Here is a 25,064-nt window from a genome sequence, read left to right on the forward strand (position 1 = left end):
CAACACCCCCGCCATGTCGGGGGTGTTGTCTTAAAACCAACGTGAATCGTCGACACCACCCTGGCACCGTTGCAGTTGCGATTGCGATTGCCGCCTTTCTGATTGTCTTTCTGATCGGGCCAATTCTGTCCGTGATCTACACGGCATTTTCCGATGGCTCCGGCGGTTTCACGCTGTCGCACTTCGCCGCGTTTGCGGGCATCTCGCTCATGCGCGAGTCGTTTGCCAACAGCCTGTTTGTGGCTGGCATGACAGTACTTTTTGCCACCCTGATCGCTGTGCCCCTGGCTTATCTAACCATGCGGTTTCAATTCCGTGGGGCCGTGTTGATTCAAACCCTGGGGGTCTTGCCGCTGGTGATGCCGGCCTTTGTGGGCGCAGCGGCCATGCAGCTCATCTTTGGCCGCTCAGGTGCGGTCAATCTCATTTTGAATGACACGTTTGGCTTTGGCATCCCCGTTATGGAAGGGTTGTCGGGCATTATTTTTGTCGAAACGCTGCACTACTTTCCGTTTATTTTGCTGAATCTGTCGGCATCACTGGCGGCCATTGATTCCTCTATGGAGGAAGCCGGACAAAATCTGGGGGCCTCGGGTTTTCGGCTCTTTCGCAAAGTTGTTTTTCCTTTGGCACTGCCTGGCTACATTGCTGGTGCATCGCTGGTCTTTATTAAAGTCTTTGACGACCTGGGCACGCCGCTGGTGCTTAATGTCACCAACATGCTGGCCCCACAGGCCTATCTGCGTGTGACATCGGTGGGCATTGAAGACCCGATTGGCTATGTGATCTGCGTGATCTTGGTCTTATTTTCCATTTTCGCCATGGGCGGGTCATGGTGGTTTGTCAAACGCAAAGACTATGCGTTGGTGTCTCGTGGTGGCGCCCAGGCCCCCAAACGAAAACTCAGCAGCTGGCAGACGGCACTGGCCTATGGCTGGATTATTGGCGTGTTGATGTTGGTGTTATCACCCCACATTGGCATTTTGTTGATGTCCTTTTTCAAGGTCTGGAGCTTTAGCGTGCTGCCCGAGCAGTTCACGCTGGCCCACTACGCCACCGTGTTTACCGATGCCAAGCAGATGATCTGGAATACGCTGCTGTATTGCGGTCTGGCCGCATTTGTCGACGTGATCATCGGTGCTGCGATTGCGTATATCGTGGTGCGCACCACCATCCCAGGCCGGCAGATTCTGGATCACTTGGTCACCATCGCCCTGGCCATGCCGGGCTTGGTGCTGGGCATTGGCTATCTGCGATTCTTCCGCGGCGTTGAACTGCCCTTTGGCATTGGCGCCTTTACTGCCAGCTGGTTGGTCTTTGTGGTGGCGTATTCGGTGCGCCGCCTGCCCTATGCGCTGCGTTCCTGCATGGCAGCACTCACCCAAGTCCACCCCGCACTCGAAGAAGCCGCAGAAAATCTTGGCGCAAGCCGCTGGCGCATCATCCGCCGGATTGTGGTGCCACTCATGATGGGTGGATTGCTCGCCGGCTTTGTGACCAGCTTTATTACTGCTGCCGCAGAAATTTCCGAAACGATTCTGCTCACCAGTAAAGAGAGCCTGGCACCAATGTCGTACGGCATTTATCTGTATTTCCAATCGATCGCTGGCCGCGGCCCTGGGGCTGCACTGAGCGTGGTGGCCGTCACACTTGTGGCACTGGGCACCTATATCAGTCACCGTCTGGCCGCAGCCGCGACACCGCATCAGAAAGTGGGGGGCCGCGCATGAAATCCGTTGGCATCGACATCAAAAATATTGCTTTGTCATTTGGCAGCACATCGGTACTTAAAGACATTAGCCTCACCATTGCGCCCGGAGAGTTTTTTGCACTTCTGGGGCCGTCAGGTTCCGGGAAGTCCACACTCTTGCGATTGATTGCCGGCTTTAATCAGCATCAGCACGGCGAACTCCTGATCGATGGCAAAGATGTCACGGGCACACCCCCATGGCTTCGCAATGTAGGCATGGTCTTTCAAAACTATGCACTGTGGCCCCACATGACCGTTTTTCAAAATGTGGCCTTTGGTCTAGAGGCCCGCAAGCTGCCCAGTGCCGAGATCGAGAAAAAAGTTCAGGCCGCACTCGAATTGGTGGACCTGGCCAGCTATGCCGATCGCAGACCGGGTCAACTATCAGGCGGCCAACAACAACGTGTTGCGATTGCACGCACACTGGCCATTGAGCCGCAGGTGTTGCTCTTAGATGAGCCACTATCCAACTTAGATGCGAAACTTCGCGCCCAGACCCGCCAAGAATTGGTACGGCTGCAGCGCCGCCTGGGCATCACCACCATTTTTGTGACCCACGATCAGGAAGAAGCGCTCACCACTTGTCAACGAATTGCCGTGATGGACCAAGGCATCATTCAGCAGGTGGGCACCCCCATGGAGCTCTTTGATTTCCCGGTGAACCGTTTCGTGGCCCAGTTTGTGGGCTCGGTGAACCTGTATTCTGGTGAGATTATTCGTGAAGGCGACGCACCAAGATTTAAATCAGACGCATTAGGGGACATTGTGTTGCCCCGTGGCTTGGCATTGCCCGCCCAGTCGGCCGATCTGGCCTTTCGGCCACACTCGGTGAGTTTTGCGCCGGATACAAGCGCCGATGCATTACACCTCACTGGCACCGTAGAAGATTCAGAATTTTTAGGTGAGTTTTTGCGCTATGACATTCGTGTGGCCGAAGCCATGATCAAGGCGGATATCCCGCATGCCCGCGGCGCTGTCCCACTGGCCACTGGCTCAACCGTGCAGTTGACCGTGCCGTCTTCAGAGATTCGTTTCGTTAATCGCTAGCAAACCGCCAAGTTAGCATAACGGGCCCAATCGGCGTTCAATTCGATTGATGGCCGCGCGGGCCCTGAGTACCGGTATCTTCGCTCACCAGTGGGGAGACTACATAAGGAGCTACCCGAGCGGCTGAATTTGGCGCTATCGACATTTCCAACAACCCCTGACGGACTAGTACCTGAACCAGATTGGGTTACTCTGGGGTTCGTCGGGGCCGGTGGGTCTGAAGAATGGGTGGATTTTTAAGCCAAATCTATTTCCTCATCAGTTGACGCAAAATGTCGTCAGTATCTAAGGGTTTTTGTTGGGCGGGCGCTGACTGTGGCGCAGGGGCCGCTTGACCTGGTGAGGCACCGGGATCTTTAGCAGCGTCTTTCTCGCCAACCAATGTTTCACCAACTCGTTTGCGGACTTCGGTAACCGTTTCCTGCGGGGTTGCATCACCCGAATACCATTTCTGTATAGCACCGAAGCCAAGATACAACACAGCCACCACAACGACAACCCCAATCAGCCTGAACATGATAATTCCTTAATATCGACAAGTTAAAAATACCTCTCTTAACGACTTTAGATCTTTTGTATCTACCGCAGGATCCAAACCGATCACCTTGATTTTCTCTTGGCTATCCGTCATTACTGCTTCTGAAAACAAATCGAACATTTTGATGGCGATTTGAACCATGTAACGTAGATCGTAATCTTTTAAACGATCAAACATTGCTTTCGGTAGCTCGTTATTTTCAATTAACAATATCTTCTTATCAAACAAAACATTTTTTCTTTGCGCGTCAGAAACCTTGATAAAAAGTGACATTCCGCGGGCGTATAAGATATTCGCAATGTTAGATCCATTCGATTTTCGGAGCGCGCGATGCACGGTTAAGTCAATCACATAGTTATTTTCAAGCGGATCATTCAATCTCCCAAAAATCTTGCTAATGTTTGGAAACTTATTGAAACGTGAGGCAAGCGATCCATTCAAGACATCATTTTGTGCGAAAGGTAGTACTGAAATATCGGCCTTCTCCGCCAATGATGCTGTCAGTGCCTGGCCGAAAAACTGCTCATTGAGCGACTCTGAAATTCCCAACTCTTTAATTACGGCCGCCGCTTCTGGAGTAATCGTTACTGAGTTGACCTTTAAGCGTTTCGGTAATCGCGCCTCGCGGAACTTCTTTGTCGCGACCTTTCGCCCAAAAACATTGACGAGAGAGTTATCTACTTCGAATACGAGTTTTTTAAAGTTTTGCGTCCTATCGGTGTCATTACCGATTTTCGCGATTTCCCCCGACTGAACTCGAAAAGGAAAGCTATACAACACCCTTAAATCTCCGTCAGAACCGCCAGATCGAGGCAGATCGAGATAAAGCACTTGTGCGAGAGCATAGACAAAAGAGAGCTGGAAATCGCCCCCTCCCCCGTCGTTTGGCACCAGAATCATCTGCTCATAATCCAAAGACACCGTAAATATAAGCGCGGGATCTGAATTCGCATCCATTAATTTCGCGGGATCTTCCGCTATGCCACCGGAATAGTTTTTTCCAAGCTGGGAGGTCAGTGCGAGAGCGAGCTTCGACTGCCCACCACTTGCGTTTAGCGCCTTGGTCAGTATTGGAAAAGCCCGCGATACATCAGTATTAGGCACAGAAAACCCCATGCCACCCCACATAACCTGATCAGCTCTAGGGGGGCGTCCTGAGGACTGCGCGAATAACCTTAAAGGAATTGCCGAGGTAATAAGCGCCGTGGAAGCAGTTAACACGGTTCGACGTTTCATTTAATACCTCAGAGATCTTTGGCGAGAGCCGTCGGCGGTAGTTGCGGGGTGGGTACACCGGCCTGCTTCGCGAGCTCTACCTGACGACGTCCAACACTACATGCGTCCCGGAAGTAACGGTTAATGTGTTCTCCCGATTCCATCGTACCCCCAATATCACCCGAAAAAAACTTTAGGGCAACCTCTACCGTAATCCCTTTTAGGGAGTTCAGGTTTTCCACCATCTTTTTGTTGGCATCAGCCAATTTGGCCTTCGCTTGATCATCAAGCTGCGGGTTTTTCGCTAGCAAAGATGTCACCTCCGATTTGTATGCGGCTGACTGATTGGCAGCAACTTCAATAAGATTGGCTTCGCCAGATCCCTCTTTTTTAAGCATTTCCGCCTTGGCTCGAATTTCTGCCATACGGGGGCCTGCCCCTAGAGCCTCAAGCGTCAACTCATCAATTTTTTTACCCTCACTCATCAGCGCGAGAGCTCGCTTATTGGTATCCGAAGATTTCGCTGCGGCCCGCTGCCTGTCAAAGTCCGCAGTCATTTGCTGACTCTGCTTCAGGAGTCCTAGATATTGATCTCGAGACTGCCAGTTTGGAAGATTGTTAAGCGCAAAAAAAATCGTCTGATCGGCTAACTTGACTGAATATTGCGAACTCGCACGTCCAATATAATTTGAAAAAGTCGAAATATTCTTTTGAGCGTAATCACCAAATAAATGATGACGCGCAATCAATGCGATACCCAAACCTGAATTATCCAGGCTGGATTTTCTCAGTATTTCGTGAGCCTTCCCCTTGTCTAAGGCGAGATCAGGATATTGCATTAAGAGCATCGCGAGCAAGGTCTGTGCTTCGGTACGCTCAGATGGTTTGTCACCATCACGATAACCGTCTCCAGTCTCTGCATAGGAAATTACCTGTGCCAACATGGCCACAGAAGGGTTTGCATTGAAGGCCTCAGCCAAATCCCTAACGGTAGTGTCGTGAATGTCCGGAATATGAGCGCGAAGATTTACAAAGGAGCCCTGATGGGATTTATTAATACCCTGAAGTAACCTTTGCTCTAAATCTGCACTTAGCTTGAAATATTTTCCTGCGATCACATCTGGTGCTGCCGAAAGTTTTTTCTCTTTAAAACTTGCCCCTAAAACCTGCTTACACGTGGAGTTAAAAGCATCGCCAGCGTTTGATGCTCCACCTTTTTGCCCAGGACTCGCTGCAGCTGGTGATCCACCACCCTGCTGAATTTTCTTTAGCTTATCGTTTAACTTATCTAAGAAAGCGTGTGAAGGCGTTACTCCAACCGTCAAAAGGGTCGCAATAAACATTAGTCGTGTCTTTTTCATTTTCTCACCAGATAATTAAAGAGTGTCAATATAAATTTTCGGTGCTGCCGAGGGGGGCGCAGACTTTGGTTCAGCCGGCGGAGTTGAGGCACGCTGTGGAGGTGAAGTGCCTGCCCCACCCTCAATCATCCGCTTGGCTTGCTCCATCACATCACCCGTAGCCGATGCCGACTGCGATGCCTCCCAATTAAGATTCGATCGTGATACCCAGACAAGAATAACCGTCTGTGTTCGACATTTTTTTGCTACTGATTGGACTCCATGGGAAATTAGTGCAGCAGACTCAGAAGGAGGGCTTACTAGTTTCGAGTAGGCTTTAATAAATTCACGATATGCATAAGTTCGAGCCATGGCACTTGCGGCCTGACCATTTAGACCATCTGCAGATAATTCCTCTACAGAAACCTTGTATGCGTATGTTGCATCGCTTTCTTTTGCGATCTCAGCAAAAGACCCGATCTTTGTTTTTGCAAAACCGGTGTCATCGCAAATGCGAGATTCGATGGGTTGATTTGAAGCAGCGTTTACAAAGCCCACCCACAAAAAACAAAAGGCGAGTAAACCCGCCTTTTGCATACCTTGATTAAAAATCATCGGAGCCCTTGCGACGCTGCTCAAAACTCTTCAGATTTTTTTGCTGCAAAGTTTGCCCCTGGGCGGACTGAGGCTGGGCAGCAGGTGCGGGTGCGCCCGTACCGGGGTTGGCCGACCGTGCTGCGCCTGCCTGCGATTGCGCTGCTGCTGCTTGGCTCTGACAGCTAACTCCAATTTTTACTGTCACAGTACGCTGTTTTGCATCGACTTGACGACCCAACACCTGCACGCCAGATAACACGGCTTCCGCGCTTGTTTCGTCGATACTCGCCATCATGCGTTGGGCCTCTGTGCTACCGCTACTCGAACCATCAGCATTGGTCATCATCGTTGATTTACTGGCGTTAGCGATAGCTTCTTTGGCTTTTTGTTTGGTGGAATAGAACATCGCTAACTGACTTCTTGCTTTATTTGTTGCTTCTTTTGTGGCAAGTTGCACGTCCATTGCAGTATTAGCAAAAATGTTACCCACGCCGTAGCACTTGATGCGAGCCTGACAACCATTTTTAGGTGGAGCTAAAGAACATCCTGCAAACCCGCCTAGCGGAACTTCGTCTGCAGCTTGTATTGGTTCGCCCTCGGATTGGGCATAAACTACTGAGGAGATTCCAGTCAACGCGAGGAATACAGTGGTGATTAGCTTTTTTTTCATGATTACCCCTTAAGATTAAAATTGTTAATCGTCATCGTCACTTGTAACAAAAAGTTTTTTAGCTTTTTTGCTTTCGCCTGATCCCGACTCCACGAATACACCAAGCCCGCCAAAGGCGTCGGCTCCGTTTTCTCCGGTTCGCCATACTTGATAGCTTTGCATGGCCAACAGACGTGGATCAAGTTCAACTTTCCCAGCTAATTTCGCTCGTGAAATTCTTGCGTCAGCATAAGAGATCACGGCCGTGCCAACATCAGAGTGGTCGTGACTAAGATACTCCCCTGTGTGTGGGTCTCGTAGAGCGGCGCCCATTTTTTTGATAACTAGCTTGTCACCTATTGAAAAAAAATCAGACCCCTGCCCGATCGTTATAAAGCCACTGTCTTGACCAAGTACGGTTGGCGGATAAACGGTTTGAATAACAGCCCGTGACAATCCTTTACCTAACATTGCGATACGTCTTGCGTTGGAAGTTTCGTCACCGAATTTCAAAGGAACATTTTTCTTTTCAGAAAATTTGACTTGCCGAGTCGAATAATAGATTACTTCAAGCGTCGCGAAAGCGGACTGCCTACCATCGTTTCTTCCCGCGGTTGTAACTGACACAACCGCAATAAAATCCGGTGCAACCTCCGCTGATAAACGGACAGAGTCCTCTAAAGATCCGCTTTTGCGAATGCGAGAAAGCTGGGATTCAACCTGCACCGAATTTCTACGGTCCATAACAGCGAACTTACGACCGGTAGTCAATTGCTGGGTTACCTCGCTCAAGAGTGCATTGGTATACCTTGGATCCCCTGTGTTTGACGGAACGACAGCCAGCTTAATTCTTTTTAACTGCTCAGACCGTTTGAGCACAAAAACATCTACTGCAGCAGAGGCCGCATAGTCACCGGCCGGAGATATTTCAGAGGAAATCTTTGTCCAAGATCTAACAACCCCTTTTGTCTTGCGAGAGATATCTTCCTCGATACTACGACTCATGGATGTCGAGCTATTTGCACCATCTGAACTCGATTTTGCCGTAGTCGAAATTCTTATCGACGAAGCAACTGCCTCACCATTTACCTGCGCAACACCATTAAAAACGGCATCAGATAGCGCTTCCGCCTCTGTCTTTCCAAACCCGCTCGCCGTAACGGAGACAACCTGTATTTGCTGCGCAACAGCCGCCAAAGGAATTATTGATAATGCGACTCCCCCAAGAAAGAGGGCACGAAGACATGCCAAAAAAGTTTTAGGTGGCTGTTTATTCACGTCAATATCTCGAATTAATTGAGGTTTTTCGACCGCAACTGATTCACGATCTGCTGCGCCGCTTCTTTCGCCGCCTGCTTCAAGGCGTCTGAACGCGCACCATCTTCACGCGGCCCTACGCCGTAGTAGTCAACCGGACCCACAGACGCCACTTTTCGGGGCAAGCGACGTGAGAGTTCATAAACCTGGATATTTACTGAAGCACGAGCTCTTACACCGCCACTATTTCGGTCTTGTTCGATGCTATCAAAATCAAGCGTGCCCATTGCAAAAAACTTTTGTTCACATTTACGCATAGCATCAAAAACGAGCTTTCGTACATTATCTGACAATTCAGCGGTTTCAGATGCGAGCAAGTCAGAGCGCACCTCATTGGTTTTTACACTACCGCATTCTGCTGCCACGTCCGCATAGGCGGACGGTTCGTAACCAGCTTCCGTCAGATACTTTGAGATGTTTGAATCAACATCTTTTGCGTCGCCCAGTGCCCACTTAACTTTTTGAGCCTTACGAGTGGTCGATCCAGAGGTCGTCGCTGAGGCTTTCATCGTTACTTTATCCCCCTGAATTGCGCGCTCAGAAGATCCGCCGTCGGCTTCCTTTAATTGCTCAGCGTCAATTTTTTCATTGACTAAGCTGGTACTTGCGCTGGCCTTTTTGACCACTTTTGCATCAAAGCTCTTCGCCTCTGCTTGGATACGCGGAAGAATTAAAAAGCCAAATGCACTACCCTCACCCGACTTAGCACCGCCGGCCGAGAGGATAGTGGCGACGAGATTGTCATTCACAACGCCACGCACTGTAAAGCGCATCTTCTTTGCGTTTTTGTCTACTTGCTCGTCTATAAATTCAACATTTGTTACGAAATCGTCAATACGTTTTTGAATTTCTTCTTTCTTGGACTCAATTACACGAATCGTTGACGTATCTTGCCTGCCAACGTAACTTTTCCATAGCTCTTGCTTGGCAGTTGGGGTGATTTTCTTTTTGGTTTCTTCATTAGGTGAGTCAGAAAAAAAACCCGACTCATAGTTAATCTCAAACGTCGTTCGAATGCTCGCCGCTATCGCAGAAGTCGAGGTTAAAAGTGCAATCATGGCACCTAACCAAAAAGAACGTTTCATACCAATCTCCTAAACAAAAAATTATTTACCGTACGAACTGACGATATCGATTAGCACTTCGACTGGGTATCGCTGCTTTTTCTATCTCTGTATTTACCTGTTTCGCTAGAGCGATTCGACGATTTTCTGCAGAGGGATGCGTCGACAACAAAAGTTCGTTTGAGGGTTCTTTTGGCGACAAATTCGCGAGTTTTTCCATTACACGCAGCAAGGCCGAAGAGTCATATCCTGCGCGAGCCGCGTAAATCATTCCGTCTCGATCAGCCTCATACTCCGCCGATTGATCCAAACCACGCGCAAGAATCTGCCCTACCATCGCCGAGAGTTTGTCTGACATACCGGTTGCGTCGTCGGTAATTTTCACGGCTTGGGCACCAAACTCCAACATCCGCTGCTTACGAATAACCCGATAGTGATGCTTACGTACAACGTGAGCGACCTCATGAGCGAGAACCGCAGCAAGCTCATCCTCAGACTCGAGCAATTGCATGAGTTGGCTTGTAATTAAAATCTGCCCACCCGGCGCCGCAAATGCATTGACCGCGGTCGAATCCACCACGCCAAAAGACCATGAAAGATCTCGTCGCTCGGATTGATCAGCCACGCGACGACCCACTAAATTGACGTATTTCTGAATTTTTGAATCCGGCAGCAACTTGGCGGCACCAAGAATCTGACCTGCTACTAAGCGCCCCGTAGCCAACTCTTCCTGAAGGCTCTCGGGATCCATTTTTAATGCAGCGCCACCGATGTCAAGATTGATCGATTGGGCCTTCGCGACCCCACCCACGACGAAACACCAAGTGACTATCGCCGTACACAACCAGAGCTTTAGGGGGCTCATCAAGAATTTAATCGTCGTCATCATCTCCATCACCAGATTTTTTTCTGTCCGCGGACCTCTTAGGAGACCCCTGCGAAGCCTTTCCGTCTCGACTTGTCGGCCCAAAAGTCGGCCTTCCTTTTACACCCTGCGGGGGAGCCGCCAGGAGCGCTAATTTGCGATTTTGAAGCCCGCCTTGAGTTGCGAAATCGTCCGCAGCGCTCGCAGAAACCCCCAATTTTTTTAATTCTTCGACTTGTAAGTGATCAGGTTTCGAGGCGATCACATCTTTTGAGGAAAGCCCGCGAGCCGCCGATGTAGAAACAATATTTCCCTTGCCAGATCTCCCGCTGTCTAAGTTCGAAAGGCCACCACCAGCCCCCTTCGGCGTAGAAACTTCTGATGCTTTTAGCCAGCCTTTTGCTCCACCAGATTCCACTTCTAAGTAGAAACCCTGCCGTCTTAAAACTTTAACGGGAGCGTTTGCCGGTAACTGCTTAAGTGCTTTCGAATCTGCTGTGGGCTCAGCCCTCAAAGGCGCAGGGACGGCGAGTTCCTGGGCAAGACCAATCCCTGCGGAACACACCAAAAAGATGCATAAAAGGCAACTTTTAAATGGTACGGAGCTAAAAAACACAGGATCCCCAAAAAAAACATCTAGTTGATTTTAGACTTAATACTTATTTTTGTAAAATTGCTATAGCGATAGTTATAAGCCTTCCGTTACAGTCAAAATTTTCGATACTTCCCGATATCAAACTGATTTTTTTGAAAGTTAAAAACCCATGCCCGAGACAAATGACACCGCATCCCAAGCTGACCAATTCGAGAAAAGAATTTCGATCACGATCTCTGGAGTCGCTGTTTTGCTTTTACTGAACTCGATGGGCGCCGGAAATGCAAGTTCCGAGGCGGCCTTTCAAAATACTGTCGCAATCAACACATACGCGTTTTATCAAGCGAAAACAATTCGACAAAACGACCTTGAACTAGCCGCCAACGCGCTAGACACTATTGTTGATACAGCCGTTCCGGCGATCAACTCCGAAACAAAAAAGAAAGCAAAAGAAATTGCGGTAGGTTATCGCGCCAAAGCCTCGAGTTATGACAGTGATCCAACCACCAGCGAGGGCAAAAAGGAATTGCTCGAGAAAGCGCGTAACGCGGAACAGCAACGCGATTCAGCGATGGAGAAAGGACCTTACTTTGACTTGGCAAGTCTGTTGCTGCAGCTAGCAGTGATTCTTTTTTCGGTCGTGCTACTTACCAAGAAAAAAACCCTATTGCTCGCCGCTTCAGCTACGGCCGTGACTGGGGGATTTTTCACACTCAACGCTTTTTTTATGCTTATCAAAATCCCGGGGCTTGGATAACAGAGCGAACAACGCATCTCACGACCCGGAGGAGACTAATTGGACAAATTGTTTGAGATTTTCTTTGACTGGTTTCAGGAATTCTCAAAACGATACCTGCCAGCCATCTACAGATGGATCGAAGCAGGATTTCATTTTAGAGATCGAGCCACCACAGCAACGGCAAGGCTCCTAAGGACCTCGGGAGATCGCGGCATTTTACTCGTTGCGATTCTTACCTCGGCGTATGCGCTTTATCTCTATGGCGTGGACGTCTACAAGCCAAATACGCCCAAGCCATCTCATGACACTATCTTAAAAGCAAGATTCTCTAGCCCAGTACCTTCTGCCAATATTGTTATTCTGGATGTCGACGAACGATCAATCGCCAATATGGCAGATCAATATGGGCGATGGCCATGGCGCAGAGATGTCTTGGCTGACGGTCTTCAAAAACTTTCGGAATACGGCACAAAAGGGATTCTATTTAACGTCCTTCTGTCAGAGCCTGACAAACAAAATCCAGCTGCCGATCGGCTAATGAATGTCGCTGCCGACACAGTTAAAACGAGTGCTTATCCAGTTATCCGACTAGCACAGCAAAACGATGGCCTCAGCCAATTAAAAGTCAGCAGTCTTCCGGGGACTATTGTCGAGCCGAAAGCAGAAGATAACACCATCGCAGTCATCGTCCCCCTTTTCCCTGGAATGCACGAACGACTCGGCATCGCTAATCAGCAACCAGATAGTGATGGAATCGTCCGTAGGTATCCTTTTTATTGGGCCGAACCCGGTTTTAAATTGCCCTCAATTGTTGCCACTACATTGTTTGTCTCTGATTTGTCACCCAGCAAAGATTTGCCAGATAGCTTTTCTTTAAACTGGCGTAACAAAAAGGGAACGTATCAACGCATATCCTTCAGCGACCTATTTTTAGATCAATTATCCGAGCAAGACAAAAAATCGCTAAAGAACGCTTTAGTTGTTGTGGGTGTATCTGCCCCCGGGATTGGGCAGACAAAACCGACTGGAGTAAAAGCAACTACAGACGACAGTGAAATCATTGCAACAGCCATTGATGATGCACTTCATGATACTCACCTACGAATCACGCCCGCTTGGGTATTGTTAGTCTTGAATTTAGTATCTATCTGGTCGCTTTATTTGGTGTTCTCCGTCAAGACTGCCAAGAATCCACCGCTAAATAAAATTTTTGTCGTACTGCAGACCGCACTTGGCGGGCTAACTATGCTATCTGCAAGCTATACAAGTTATCTTGTTGACCTTACTGATAGCATGAAATTTGCCCTTGGAGTTTTTGCTGCGATAAAACTTGCTCAATCTCTTGATGATCGTTGGTCGCGCGGACGCAAAGGGTATCGTCGCCTAAGGTCTGGCTTAGCTGGACAGACAATTTTAATTATTAGTTACTTTGATAACTCCATAGTCGATGCAAATGAATCTGAGCTTCAGCGAGAGATTGAGAAAATCGTCGGTGTCGATCGTGTAGTCCGCATTGATGATTTATTTAGTGGCGAGAGTTTCGTTAAAAATTTTCTTTCTGGTTGTCACGGCCTCGTCATTTGTGTGTCCTCCATTCCTTTGAAATTGCAGGTAATCCAGACAATAAAAAGCTTCAAGATTGACCCCGTTAGCGTGCGCGAGTGCCCCATGACACACACATGGGATCTTGAAGACAAGAACTTCGCCAAAGCTATCAGTCCGGCTCTCTTGGCTAATATAGGCGGCCTGCTTGGTCCGGCCGACGGCAAACCCGTAAATTTATAGAAATTCACTGCGCCTTTTTACAGTTACCATGGTTCTTCTATTTCTCTGGATTTACGAGAAGAAACTTCTCTACTTAAAAGTCGGTTTGCTGCTATCAACTTTGACTGGACTGATGTTTTCGTATTAAATTTCTGCACAACAACCAAACTTTTTAAGTTTGGTCCTCGTCTACGGGACCCTTTTTTGCTCTCAAATTTTATGACCCATTTTCCCCAGCACAAGTTTATTCATCGGTGAAAAGACTCTCTTTTATTCTCATCACGTTTGTCACAATTGCGCTTGCCGCATGCAAATCCGCACCAGAAAACTATGCGCACATACCGGGAATCAGTGGACTAGCTTCGCTTGGCCAAAATAATTTTTTGACGGTACACGATACTAAATATGCCCCCACTGACCGACAAGGAATTTGGTTTGGTCTACTCTCTTATCCTGATGAGCATTTAAATAAGCGGTTTCTATGGTCACCGTTACATGTGGATTGGGGGCATTTAGACCAACTTCCGAGCGATCTTGAATTCGCTATTAATATTCCAAACACTAACTTTATTCTCGTCGGAGAAAGCGGAAGTTCTGGCAGTAACCATAGCCGCCTTTTTGTTTTTCGAAATGTAGGACAGAACATCAAAGTCGAGACTATCGTCAATTGGCCATCGAAGGTCTTCAATATCGAGGGGGCCTCAGTATGCGAAGTAAATGGTGTTTATTGGTTCATCTTCGCAGAGCGATCAACCAAGAGAAACGAGATACAACTTGGGTATGCGCAACTTTCCATAGACACTTTTGGTTTTTCAAAAGTTCAGTTTTTAGCAATCCCCTATCATGTAACACTAAAAAAAGGGCATCGCGCCGTATCTGATCTTATCTGCACCCCCTCGGGCTTGTTAATTGCCGCTTCTGCCGATGACCCCGGCAACGAGGCCGGCCCTTTTTATAGCCAACTTAGGGTGCTTGGTAAGTTCTTATGGACACCAAATGGGCCCATAATCGACACGAGTTTTTCGCGCCACTTAGCGCAAATTGCTGGCTTTAAAATTGAGGCTTTGTCATTACTTCAGCACAAGTCTGAAACAATATTGCTGTTTGGCACCGATGACGAATCCTTTGGTGGCACGGTTCGGACGCTACTTCTTCAGTAGGCTATTCGGTGACATCTTGTATTTCTGATATTGCATGGCCTTCCATCGGGCCGCTAAGGGTGAAGGCTCAGGGCGACTTCCCGTGATCGCCCGCATCCGCCGAATCAGAAAACGAGACTCGGCGGAAATAGAAAAGTCATCGTCCACATGAATGGGCTGACCAAAGAGCGCCGGCTGATCGAGCTGCCCCTTCTGGATAGCCTCTTGAATCTTATTTTCCGCAATGACGTCGAAAATACTCATGGCTGAAGTGTAATGCGGCCCATACCAAACAGGTGCAAACAACACTACAGTACAGACCATTTCTAGTGAAAACCCCGCCGAAACCGGCCAAATTCGCTGACCTGCCCCGCCTAGAATTACAGGTTAATTAAAGCGAATTAAGCCATGAACCCACCCGTATTGCAGATTGCTCGCCTATCGGCCCCCAGCGAAGAAAAAATCAACGCGCGCTTAAAGGTCACGCTACTGGCCAACCAGGCCCAGCCCGATGATTTCTTAAAATCCCGTGGCCACGAATTCCAGGCTTTAATTACCACGGCCCCCGTTGGCGCCTCTGCCGAACTCATGGCGAAGCTACCAAACCTAAAAGTCGTAGCTTGCCGAGGCATTGGTGTGGAAAAAGTCGATCTGGACTACACCAGAGCCCATGGCATTGCCGTGTCTTGCACGCCGGATGTGCTCACCGACTGCGTGGCTGATCTGGCCCTTGGTTTGATGATTGATACGGCACGGGGCATGAGTGCATCAGACCGTTACGTGCGTGCGGGCCGCTGGCCCAACGGAAATTTCCCCCTGTCGACCAAAGTCAGCGGAAAGAAACTGGGCATTCTTGGGCTTGGGAAAATTGGCAAGGCCATTGCAAAACGCGCCAAGGCGTTCGATATGGAGATTCGTTATCACAACCGCCAGCCTGTTACGGATTGCCAGTATGGCTATGTGTCGTCCATGGTGGAACTTGCAAGGTGGGCCGATTTTTTCATGATCGCTGTTGATGGCGGGCCACAGACTCGTAATTTGGTCACCAAAGAAGTGCTCACTGCACTTGGCCCAAAGGGGTTTATCTTTAATATCTCGCGCGGCACGGTGATCGATGAAACCGCACTGATCGAAGCCCTTCAGAACAAAACAATTGCGGGCGCGGGTCTTGATGTCTTCGTAAATGAACCGAATATCAATCCAGCCTTTTTATCCATGGACAACGTGGTGCTTATTCCCCATACCGGCAGTGGCACCGTGGAGACACGCAGCGCCATGGAGGGCCTGATTCTGGAAAATATTGAATCATTTTTTAGCACTGGCAAATTGGTCACACCAGTGCTGTAAATCAAACCCCAAAGGAGACTGCAATGGATTTAGGCTTAAAAGGAAAACGTGCCCTGGTGTTTGGCGCAGGCGCTGGTCTTGGCAAGGCAGTGGCCATGTCGCTGGCCGCTGAGGGCGCCATTGTGGTGGCTGCGGGCCGCACAATGGAAAAGCTTGACAACACCGTTAAAGAAATCAGCGCTGCCGGTGGTCAGGCCCATGCGCTTGCCTGGGATGTGAAGCAAGTGGATGCCATCACCGCCAACATAGAAGCCGCCAAGAAATTGCTCGGTGGCCCTGTTCAAATTCTTTTCAATAACGGTGGCGGGCCACCCCCCACGCCCGCCCACGGCCAGCCCGTTCAGGCCTGGCACGATCAGTTCTCCGCCATGGTGATTCCTGTAATTGCCATTACCGATGCCGTGCTGCCCGATATGCAGGCCGCCGGCTGGGGCCGCATTCTGACCAATGCCTCTTCCGGCGTGATCACACCGATCTCGGGTCTGGCCATGTCGAATTCGCTGCGCGGCTCTTTGGTGGGCTGGTCCAAAACATTGGCGGGTGAGGTTGCAAAGTCCGGCATTACGGTGAACATGGTGCTGCCCGGCCGCATTGCCACCGACCGGCTAAAGTTTCTGGATGAAGCCCGCGCCAAGCGCGAGAACACCACCTTGGAAGATGTGGAGCGTCGGCTAAAAGGCGCGATTCCCATGGGACGCTATGGCGAAATGCGTGAATACGGCGACGCAGTGGCCTTTTTGGCCTCTGAGCGGGCCAGCTACATCACGGGCTCGATGTTCCGCGTAGATGGCGGACAGATTCCGTCGATTTAATCTTAGCGACTATCTATGAGCCAGTCGGGGTATACGGATTACGCGGTTGTTTGGCTTCTCTGCGGCGCTCCAAAAACGCCAGCCACTCCCCCACCACACCGCGACGAAACGCCAACACACAGATCACGAAAATCGCACCCAGCACAATCGTGCTGAAAGATCCAATTCCAGCAAGATAGTTTTGTAATCCAATCACCACGCCTGCGCCCACAATCGGCCCCAAGATGGTGCCAATACCGCCCAGGATGGTCATCAGCACCACTTCGCCCGACATGTGCCAATGCACATCGGTAAGCGTGGCCAGCTGAAACACCAGCGACTTCACCGAGCCGGCCATGCCGGCAAGGGTGGCCGAGATCACGAACGCGACCAGCTTGAATTGGTTCACGTTATAGCCCAAAGAAATGGCGCGGGGTTCGTTTTCACGAATCGACTTCAACACCTGGCCAAAGGGGGAATGAATCGTGCGCTGAATCACAACAAACCCAAACAAGAACACTGCCAAAACGAAGTAGTAGATGGCAATATCACCCGACAGATCGATCAGGCCAAATAACTTTCCACGCGGCACGCCCTGAATGCCGTCTTCGCCGCCTGTGAACTTCATCTGTAGCGCCAAAAAGAAAATCAGCTGCGATAAGGCCAGTGTGATCATGGCGAAGTAAATGCCCTGGCGGCGAATGGCCAGGCTACCAAACAAATAGCCTGTGATTGCTGCATACGTCATTCCCAGCAGCACAGCAACCTCTGGCGTAAGGCCCCACGCTTTCGATGCGTGGGCGGTAATGTAAGCCGCACCGCCAAAAAATGCCGCGTGCCCAAATGACAGCAACCCCGTGTAACCCAACAACAAATTAAACGAGCAGGCAAACAAGGCAAAGCACAGCAGCTTCATCATAAAAACGATATAGATGAAGTCTTGGAAAGGAATTAGCAGCAACAGCAGGACCAAAATTCCGTAGAGCACTTTAGCGTTTGTATTCATGGCAGCGCTTATTTTTCCTTACCAAACAGGCCTGCCGGGCGAATCAGCAAGATGATGGCCATGATCACGAAAATTACGACACTCGATGCCTCGGGGTAAAACACTTTGGTGAGACCTTCCAGCAGCCCAAGGCTAAGACCCGTGACAATCGACCCGAAAATCGACCCCATGCCCCCGATCACCACCACAGCGAACACCACAATAATTAAGTTAGACCCCATCACTGGGTTCACCTGAAAAACCGGCGCCGCTAACACACCAGCGAAAGCCGCCAAGGCCACACCAAAGCCATACGTCAGGGTGATCATCAAGGGGACATTGATCCCCAGTGCCTGTAACAGCTTCGGGTTTTCAGTGCCAGCACGCAGGTAGTTGCCAAGCTTGGTCCGCTCAATCACGTACCAAGTTACAAAACACACGACAAGCGACGCTGCAATGACCCACATCCGATATTTCGGTAAAAAGAGTTCCAGGCTCTCGATGCGAAAGCCACCCTGCAGAGCTTCTGGCACCGTGTAACTCTCGCCCGAGATGCCGTACCAGTGGCGAAACATGCCCTCAATGACCAGGGCCAGGCCAAAGGTCAGCAGTAGCCCATACAAATGGTCCATGTGATACAGCCGCCGCAGCATCAGCCGCTCCACCACAATGCCGATGGCACCAACAATCAAAGGGGCGGCCACCAGGGCCACCCAATAGTTCACGCTGAACTCTGGGTCGCCGATCCAGTTGCCGATTTGGGTCAACCCAATCCAGGCGACAAAGGCGCCCATCATGTACTGCGCACCGTGCGTGAAGTTAATCACGTTCAACAGGCCGAAGATAATCGCCAATCCCAAACTTAAGATGGCGTAAAAAGACCCGTTGATAAGCCCCACCAGGAGCTGAGCCACCAGCGCCTGTGGGGTGATTGAAAGCATCTCAAACATGATGAACCGTTACGCAGTGCATGAGTGGGCAGTGATTACTTCACCAGCTTGCAGGACTTGTCCAGCGGTGCCGATGCTTCAGCGGCTGGAATGGTCGCTACGACCTTGTAGTAATCCCAAGGGCCTTTGGATTCCGATGGTTTTTTAACTTCAAACACATAGAAATCATGGCTGAACTTACCGTTGACCTGGATGTTGCCCTTGAACAAGCCATCATCAATTGGCGTGGACTTCAGCTTGGCCATCACCGTCGCTGTGTCGTCGGTTTTAGTGGCTTCAATCGCCTTTAAGTAGTTCATCACCGAGGAATACACGCCCGCATGGACCATGGTGGGCATGCGCTTATGCTGCTCAAAAAAGCGCTTGGACCATGCGCGGGTTTTGTCGTTTAAGTCCCAGTAGAAAGACTCGGCAACGCTCAGGCCCTGGGCCGACTTCAAACCAAGCGAGTGAACGTCGGTAATAAAGGTGAGCAAGGGAACAATGGTCTGCTTTTGGTTAATGCCAAACTCTGCCGCCTGCTTCACTGAGTTGATCGTGTCTTGGCCAGCATTGGCCAGGCCAATCACCTGGGCACCAGAGGACTGGGCCTTTAACAAGAATGATGAAAAGTCGCTGCCGGGGAAGGGATGGCGCACGCTGCCCAGCACCTTGCCGCCATTGGCCGTTACGATGGCAGAAGTGTCGCGCTCCAGGTTGTGGCCAAACGCATAGTCTGCGGTCACAAAGAACCAGGTCTTTTTGCCTGACTTCACCACCGCTTCGCGGGCCTTGCCCAGGTTGTACGTGTCATAGACCCAATGCACGTTGTTGGCCGTGCACTTGGAACGGGTGATATCCAGAGAAGCAGCGCCTGAGTTCAGAGTGATCTTGTTTTTCTGCTCGGCGATTTCCATGGCGGCAAGGCCTGCGCTTGTGGTCACCAAGTCGACAATCACGTCGACTTTTTCTTTGTCAAACCACTCGCGGGCTTTATTGGCCGTGATGTCAGCCTTGTTTTGGTGGTCCGCAGAGATGACCTCGATCTTTTTGCCCAGAATCATGCGGTTTTTGGCAAAGTCGTTGACCGCCATTTCAGCGGCAATGACCGAGCCCTTGCCCGCCAAGTCGGAATAGGTGCCCGACATGTCGGTCAGCACGCCAATTTTTACGACATCGTCGCTAATTTTCTGGGCAGCAACGCCGCCAGCAGCAGCGGCCATAAACAATGCGGCAACCGCCTTGGACATCATGTTTTGTCTCATCTTCCTCTTCCTTTGATTTAAAAATACAGCTTATAAGAACAACTCAATTACTACTCATTACTTTCAAACCACTTTGAAACGCTTACACACCAAGGTACTCGTTGAGCATCTCGCTGTTGGCGGCCAATTCATCTTTTTTCACCACTTTCACGACTTGGCCACGCTCCACCACGTAATGACGATCTGCCAGTGGTGCGGCAAAGCGGAAGTTTTGTTCCACCAACACAATGGTGAAACCTTTGTCACGCAATGCCGTTACGATCTGACCAAGCCTTTGAACAATCACCGGAGCCAAGCCCTCGGTGATTTCATCGAGCAATAAAATCTTGGCGCCTGTGCGCAAAATACGGGCAATCGCCAGCATTTGTTGTTCCCCACCCGAGAGCCGGCCACCTGGGCTGTTACGGCGCTCTTTTAGGTTGGGAAACATGTCGTAGATTTCGTCAATACTCATTCCCCCGGCTGCAACGACAGGGGGAAGCAGCAGATTTTGTTCGCAAGTCAGGCTGGTGAAAATGCCACGCTCTTCAGGGCAGTAACCAATGCCCAACCGGGCAATGTTGTGGGGCTGCATGCTGATCGTGTCGATGCCGTTGACCTTGATGGTGCCGGTGCGACGCCCCACCAACCCGCAAATGGATCGCAAGGTGGAGGTTCTTCCCGCGCCATTACGGCCCAGTAGCGTGACCACTTCGCCATGGGCGACTTCCAGACTCATGCCGTGCAGCACGTGGGATTCGCCGTACCAGGCATGCAGGCTATGGATTTGCAGAGCGTCCATCGGTCAATGCCCCGCCGGCGAGGTCAGCTCGGTGTGTGCGGAACCCATATAGGCTTCCATCACATTCGGGTTAACCGAGACCTCAGCGTAAGTGCCGCTAGCAATCACCGCCCCGCGCTGAAGCACCGTGATGGTGTCGGCAATGGTTGAGACGACCTTCATGTTGTGTTCCACCATCAGCACTGTGCGGCCAACCGAGACTTTTTTGATCAACGATGTAATACGCCCCACGTCTTCATGGCCCATGCCCTGGGTGGGTTCGTCTAGCAGCATTAAGTCGGGGTTCATGCCAAGCGTGGTTGCAATTTCAAGTGCACGCTTTCGGCCATAGGGCAGACTGACTGCCGTTTTATTTGCAAAATCGGCAAGGCCCACTTGATCGAGATAATTCATGGCTTCGTCGTTTAGAACATTTAGGCTTCGCTCGCTCTTCCAAAAATGCATGGATGTTGCCAGCCGGCGCTGCAGCCCCACCCGCACGTTTTCCAGAACGGTTAAATGAGGAAACACCGACGAAATCTGGAAAGAGCGAACCATGCCGATCAGCGCAATATCAGCAGGGCTTTTTTGGGTGATGTCTTGGCCCTTAAAGGTGATCTTGCCCCGTGTGGGCGAGATAAATTTTGTCAGCAGGTTAAAGCAGGTGGTCTTGCCGGCGCCGTTGGGGCCAATCAATGCATGAATGGTTCCCGCGCGCACCTTGAGATCGACATTGTTGACCGCAGTAAAGCCCATGAACTCCTTGGTGAGTCCTTCGGTAGTAAGAATGTAGTCCGACATTTGAGCGAATAATTCAGAGATCTGGGCGGGAAGTATTGGATTTAATTGGGCAACAGATCCATGAGCCCGTCTGCCATGGCCGGGACTAATTCTTCGCCCAGCCGAACCGACTGCGACAGGCCAGAAACACCGGGCAATATGTGATGGAAATAAAACACTGCAACCCCAATCTTCATCAAATAGAACAAATCGGAAGAATTATCTCGATGTTTTTGGGCGGCGAGTATTGCGGATTTCCCCAGTAACCAGGCGCCGCAAATGTTACCGAAACATTTCAGTAGGGGGCCCGCGCCCGACAAAGCAGCCGCGGGATTCTTGGGATAAACATCCAGCACCCACTCCACCGAGCGATCCAGTGTCAACGCAGCAACGCCCAGTGTCGCGCCCATGGTTTTGAAACGCATATCTGCTGAACCTTGCATTTGCTTGGCCAACGCATTGATTTCTGCAATCAGACGACGGGCCTCTTGGCCACCATCGCGCACAATTTTTCTGCCCAGCAAATCGTTGGCCTGAATTCCCGTGGTGCCCTCGTAGATGGGGGTGATCCGTGCATCGCGAAAATGTTGGGCGGCGCCGGTTTCTTCGACATAGCCCATGCCACCGTGCACCTGAATTCCAAGTGAGGCGATTTCAACCGAGATCTCGGTGGAGCAGCCCTTCACAATTGGAATCAGAAAATCAGCCCGCGCCTGAGCAAGCGCCCGGGCTGATGGGTCAGGGTGGGCCCGTGCACGGTCTAGTTCCGCAGCGGCCAAATAGGCCAACGCCCGCATGGCCTGCGTCTGCGAACGCATCATCATGAGCATTCTGGACACATCGGGGTGATACGCAATCGGCAGGCTGCCCGACTTTCCGGGAATTTTCCCCTGCACGCGCTGTATCGCATAGGCGGCCGCCTGCTGATAGGCCCGCTCTGAAATGGCCACGCCCTCGAGTCCCACAGCAAGCCGAGCGTTATTCATCATGGTGAACATATATTCCAGCCCGCGGTTTGGCTGCCCAACCAAATAGCCAACCGCACCACTCGTTTCACCAAAGGACATGACCGCAGTTGGGCTGCCATGAATGCCCAGCTTGTGTTCAATCGAGATGCACTTCACATCATTGCGCGCGCCAATGCCGCCGGCACTGCCTAACAAAAACTTCGGCACAATAAAAAGGGAGATGCCTTTAACGCCAGCGGGTGCATCCGGCAGGCGGGCCAAGACCAAGTGAATAATGTTCTCGGTAAGGTCGTGTTCACCAAAGGTGATAAAAATCTTGGTGCCAGTAATGCGATACGTTCCATCGGTGTGGGGCACTGCCTTGGTGGCCACAACCGACAAATCCGAACCCGCATTGGGTTCGGTTAAGTTCATGGTGCCGGCCCACTTACCCGAAATCAAATTGGGAAGATAGGTTGCCTTTTGTTCGTCTGAGCCGTGATGCTCAATGGCTTCAATAGCGCCTGCCGTTAACATGGGGCACAGGCCAAAGGCCATATTGGCCGAATGCCACATCTCGTTCACGGCAGTGGCCACCACCGTGGGCATGCCCTGGCCGCCGTGTTCCGGATTGCAGCCCAGCCCCAGCCATCCCGCTTCCACGAACTGGGCATAGGCCTGCTGAAAACCGTCTGGCGTTTTCACTGTATCGCCAGAGAGCGTGCAGCCCTGTTGGTCCCCGGTCCAGTTCAACGGCGCCAGCACACCGCCAGCAAATTTGGCGGCCTCTTCCAGAATCGCCCCAACCAATTCGTCAGTCGCTTCCTCGTAGCCAGGCAGAGCCACAATCTCTGACATGGGCACGAGCTCATTTAATACAAACTGCATGTCCCGAACGGGAGCGATGTAGTCAGCCATTTTTTCTAAACCCCTGAATAATCAATTGACTAGACGTCAATAGCAGACGATGAACCAGCTTTTTTACGAAGCTCGAACTTTTGGATTTTTCCTGTGGATGTCTTGGGTAGATCACCAAAGACCACGGCCCGTGGCACCTTAAAGCCGGCAAGATGTTGTTTGCAGTGGGCAATGATGTCTTCTGGGGTAACGTTTGCGCCGGGTTTGACTTCAACAAAAGCGCATGGTGTCTCCCCCCATTTGGGGTCTGGCTTTGCCACTACCGCAACAGCAAGCACCGCAGGATGCCGGTACAACACATCTTCAAGCTCAATGCTGGAGATGTTTTCGCCACCAGAAATAATGATGTCTTTGCTGCGGTCTTTAATCTTCACATAGCCATCGGGGTGCATCACGGCAAGATCGCCCGAGTGGAACCAGCCACCAGCAAACGCCTCGGCGGTGGCACCCGGGTTTTTCAAGTACCCCTTCATGGCGATGTTGCCGCGAAACATGATCTCGCCGATGGTTTCTCCGTCGGCGGGGACTGGCTGCATGGTTTCAGGGTTAATTACATTAATGGCGTGCTGCAGGTGATAACGCACACCCTGCCGGGCATTGAGACGGGCCTGCTCGCCAAGATCTTGGTTAGACCAATCGTCATGCTTGACACAGACCGCTGCAGGCCCATAGGTCTCGGTTAAACCGTAGACATGCGTGATATCAAACCCCATTTTCACCATGCCTTCGATCATTGCGGCTGGCGGCGCGGCACCGGCCACCATTGCGTTGACCTTGTGATCAATGCCCTGTTTCATGGCATCGGGGGCATTGATCAGCATGCCATGCACAATCGGTGCGCCACAGTAGTGGGTGACTTTGTGCGTGCGAATGGCATCAAAAATATTCTGCGCATCAATCTTGCGCAAACAGACATTGACACCGGCGCGTGCGGCAATGGTCCATGGAAAACACCAGCCATTGCAATGAAACATGGGCAGCACCCACAAATACACCGGATGGCGCGGCATGTCCCATTCCAAAATATTGGATATGGCATTGGTGTAAGCACCGCGATGGGAATAGACCACGCCCTTGGGGTTACCGGTGGTGCCCGATGTGTAATTTAGGCAGATGGAATCCCACTCGTCTGGCGGCAGACTCCAGGCAAACTCTGGGTCCCCGGTCTTAATCAGGTCTTCGTATTCTGTTGTGCCAAGCGATTCACCGGGTCCAACATATAACGGATCCGTGACATCAATCACGGTTGGCATGGGCTTGCCAGTCTGCGCATGACTGGCCAGGGCCGCTTTCATCACCGGTGAAAACTCACGGTCCACAATCACGACCTTGGCCTGGCTGTGGTCCAACATAAAGGCAATGGCCGATGGATCTAGCCTGGTGTTCAGCGAGCAGAGCACGGCACCCAGCATGGGCACGCCAAAATGACACTCCACCATGGGTGGCGTGTTGGGCAGCATGACCGCAACCGTGTCGAACCGTTGGACACCAAGCTTGGCCAGGGCCGAAGCCAGCTGCCGGCAACGGGCGTAGGTTTCGCCCCAGGTACGCTGCAGCGCACCATGAACCACTGCTGTTTTGTAAGGGTAAATCTGCGCCGTTCGTTCAATAAAGCTTAGTGGCGACTGCGCAACAAAGTTGGCTGGATTTTTATCCAAGCCTTGTTCGTAAATACTGACCACGTGCTCCTCCCTGTTGAGCGCCTTTTTATCTTGGAACGGTT

24 protein-coding genes are annotated in these 25,064 nt (G+C 50.8%); 7 read left to right on the top strand and 17 right to left on the bottom strand.

Translation table 11 applies throughout. The annotated features are described in order from the left end of the window. The first annotated feature begins 41 nt into the window (after positions 1–41). Together AOB54_08510 and AOB54_08515 are read left to right on the top strand one after the other, a co-directional pair. The gene (locus AOB54_08510; GenBank protein WVN41512.1) at positions 42–1,730 is read left to right on the top strand and encodes an iron ABC transporter permease; all 1,689 of its coding nucleotides are present in this window, start codon (positions 42–44) and stop codon (positions 1,728–1,730) included. Next, complete coding sequence (locus tag AOB54_08515) at positions 1,727–2,797, top strand: ABC transporter ATP-binding protein (protein ID WVN41513.1); 1,071 nt, start codon at positions 1,727–1,729, stop codon at positions 2,795–2,797. The genes AOB54_08510 and AOB54_08515 overlap by 4 nt, the downstream gene beginning before the upstream one ends. Positions 2,798–3,044: 247 nt before the next feature. Here the strand turns inward: AOB54_08515 and AOB54_08520 are convergent, their stop codons facing one another. The 9 genes from AOB54_08520 to AOB54_08560 are packed head-to-tail and all read right to left on the bottom strand — an operon-like array spanning position 3,045 to position 10,998. Then, positions 3,045–3,314 carry a hypothetical protein gene (locus AOB54_08520; protein ID WVN41514.1) on the bottom strand — a complete coding sequence of 90 codons (270 nt, stop codon included), beginning with the start codon at positions 3,312–3,314 and terminating at the stop codon, positions 3,045–3,047. Positions 3,315–3,323: 9 nt separating this feature from the next. Next, the gene (locus AOB54_08525) at positions 3,324–4,571 is read right to left on the bottom strand and encodes a hypothetical protein (protein WVN41515.1); all 1,248 of its coding nucleotides are present in this window, start codon (positions 4,569–4,571) and stop codon (positions 3,324–3,326) included. Between the two features lie 8 nt (positions 4,572–4,579). Further along, on the bottom strand, positions 4,580–5,893 hold the full coding sequence (locus AOB54_08530) for a hypothetical protein (GenBank protein WVN41516.1): 1,314 nt from the start codon (positions 5,891–5,893) through the stop codon (positions 4,580–4,582). A gap of 33 nt (positions 5,894–5,926) precedes the next feature. Continuing rightward, positions 5,927–6,505, bottom strand: coding sequence for a hypothetical protein (locus tag AOB54_08535; protein WVN41517.1), 579 nt, complete (start codon positions 6,503–6,505; stop codon positions 5,927–5,929). Beyond that, positions 6,495–7,157 (bottom strand): hypothetical protein, encoded by a 663-nt coding sequence (locus AOB54_08540; protein ID WVN41518.1) that lies wholly within the window; start codon positions 7,155–7,157, stop codon positions 6,495–6,497. Before AOB54_08540 ends, AOB54_08535 begins: the two co-directional genes overlap by 11 nt. A gap of 24 nt (positions 7,158–7,181) precedes the next feature. Further along, positions 7,182–8,414 (bottom strand): hypothetical protein, encoded by a 1,233-nt coding sequence (locus AOB54_08545; protein ID WVN41519.1) that lies wholly within the window; start codon positions 8,412–8,414, stop codon positions 7,182–7,184. A gap of 14 nt (positions 8,415–8,428) precedes the next feature. Continuing rightward, positions 8,429–9,538 (bottom strand): hypothetical protein, encoded by a 1,110-nt coding sequence (locus tag AOB54_08550; protein WVN41520.1) that lies wholly within the window; start codon positions 9,536–9,538, stop codon positions 8,429–8,431. 25 nt (positions 9,539–9,563) lie between these two features. Continuing rightward, a complete protein-coding gene (locus AOB54_08555; GenBank protein WVN41521.1) occupies positions 9,564–10,406 on the bottom strand; it encodes a M48 family metalloprotease in 843 nt (280 codons plus the stop codon). After that, positions 10,390–10,998, bottom strand: a complete 609-nt coding sequence (locus tag AOB54_08560) for an SH3 domain-containing protein (protein WVN41522.1) — start codon at positions 10,996–10,998, stop codon at positions 10,390–10,392. The genes AOB54_08555 and AOB54_08560 overlap by 17 nt, the downstream gene beginning before the upstream one ends. A 148-nt stretch (positions 10,999–11,146) precedes the next feature. Between AOB54_08560 and AOB54_08565 the strand changes: the two genes are divergently transcribed. The 3 genes from AOB54_08565 (at position 11,147) to AOB54_08575 (ending at position 14,640) form a co-directional block, all read left to right on the top strand. Further along, complete coding sequence (locus AOB54_08565; protein WVN41523.1) at positions 11,147–11,734, top strand: DUF4337 family protein; 588 nt, start codon at positions 11,147–11,149, stop codon at positions 11,732–11,734. Between the two features lie 39 nt (positions 11,735–11,773). Then, a complete protein-coding gene (locus tag AOB54_08570) occupies positions 11,774–13,501 on the top strand; it encodes a CHASE2 domain-containing protein (GenBank protein ID WVN41524.1) in 1,728 nt (575 codons plus the stop codon). A 233-nt stretch (positions 13,502–13,734) separates the two neighbouring features. Next, positions 13,735–14,640, top strand: coding sequence for a hypothetical protein (locus AOB54_08575; GenBank protein WVN41525.1), 906 nt, complete (start codon positions 13,735–13,737; stop codon positions 14,638–14,640). Here AOB54_08575 and AOB54_08580 read toward each other — a convergent pair. Next, positions 14,626–14,883: a DnaJ family domain-containing protein gene (locus AOB54_08580; protein WVN41526.1), complete on the bottom strand. Its 258-nt coding sequence runs from the start codon at positions 14,881–14,883 to the stop codon at positions 14,626–14,628. The two genes, AOB54_08575 and AOB54_08580, sit on opposite strands and share 15 nt — an antisense overlap. A gap of 144 nt (positions 14,884–15,027) precedes the next feature. On the opposite strand from AOB54_08580, the gene AOB54_08585 reads away from it, so the two are divergent. Both AOB54_08585 and AOB54_08590 read left to right on the top strand, forming a co-directional pair. Beyond that, positions 15,028–15,966, top strand: a complete 939-nt coding sequence (locus AOB54_08585) for a 2-hydroxyacid dehydrogenase (protein WVN41527.1) — start codon at positions 15,028–15,030, stop codon at positions 15,964–15,966. A 23-nt stretch (positions 15,967–15,989) separates the two neighbouring features. After that, on the top strand, positions 15,990–16,778 hold the full coding sequence (locus AOB54_08590; protein WVN41528.1) for an SDR family oxidoreductase: 789 nt from the start codon (positions 15,990–15,992) through the stop codon (positions 16,776–16,778). A gap of 13 nt (positions 16,779–16,791) precedes the next feature. Here AOB54_08590 and AOB54_08595 read toward each other — a convergent pair whose 3' ends face one another. The 7 genes from AOB54_08595 to AOB54_08625 all read right to left on the bottom strand — a co-directional run bounded on the left by AOB54_08595 (position 16,792) and on the right by AOB54_08625 (position 25,023). Continuing rightward, positions 16,792–17,763: a branched-chain amino acid ABC transporter permease gene (locus AOB54_08595; GenBank protein ID WVN41529.1), complete on the bottom strand. Its 972-nt coding sequence runs from the start codon at positions 17,761–17,763 to the stop codon at positions 16,792–16,794. Positions 17,764–17,771: 8 nt separating this feature from the next. Continuing rightward, positions 17,772–18,692: a branched-chain amino acid ABC transporter permease gene (locus AOB54_08600; protein WVN41530.1), complete on the bottom strand. Its 921-nt coding sequence runs from the start codon at positions 18,690–18,692 to the stop codon at positions 17,772–17,774. 35 nt (positions 18,693–18,727) lie between these two features. After that, positions 18,728–19,936, bottom strand: coding sequence for an ABC transporter substrate-binding protein (locus tag AOB54_08605; protein ID WVN41531.1), 1,209 nt, complete (start codon positions 19,934–19,936; stop codon positions 18,728–18,730). Between the two features lie 82 nt (positions 19,937–20,018). After that, positions 20,019–20,717, bottom strand: coding sequence for an ABC transporter ATP-binding protein (locus AOB54_08610; GenBank protein WVN41532.1), 699 nt, complete (start codon positions 20,715–20,717; stop codon positions 20,019–20,021). A gap of 3 nt (positions 20,718–20,720) precedes the next feature. After that, positions 20,721–21,497: an ABC transporter ATP-binding protein gene (locus AOB54_08615; protein ID WVN41533.1), complete on the bottom strand. Its 777-nt coding sequence runs from the start codon at positions 21,495–21,497 to the stop codon at positions 20,721–20,723. Between the two features lie 41 nt (positions 21,498–21,538). Further along, the gene (locus AOB54_08620; protein ID WVN41534.1) at positions 21,539–23,341 is read right to left on the bottom strand and encodes an acyl-CoA dehydrogenase; all 1,803 of its coding nucleotides are present in this window, start codon (positions 23,339–23,341) and stop codon (positions 21,539–21,541) included. Positions 23,342–23,370: 29 nt separating this feature from the next. After that, entirely contained in the window at positions 23,371–25,023 is a 1,653-nt protein-coding gene (locus tag AOB54_08625; GenBank protein WVN41535.1) for an acyl-CoA synthetase, read from the bottom strand. Between the last annotated feature and the right edge of the window lie 41 nt (positions 25,024–25,064).

Source organism: beta proteobacterium MWH-UniP1 (genome assembly GCA_036362785.1).
Classification (GTDB): Bacteria; Pseudomonadota; Gammaproteobacteria; order Burkholderiales; family Burkholderiaceae_A; genus Lacustribacter.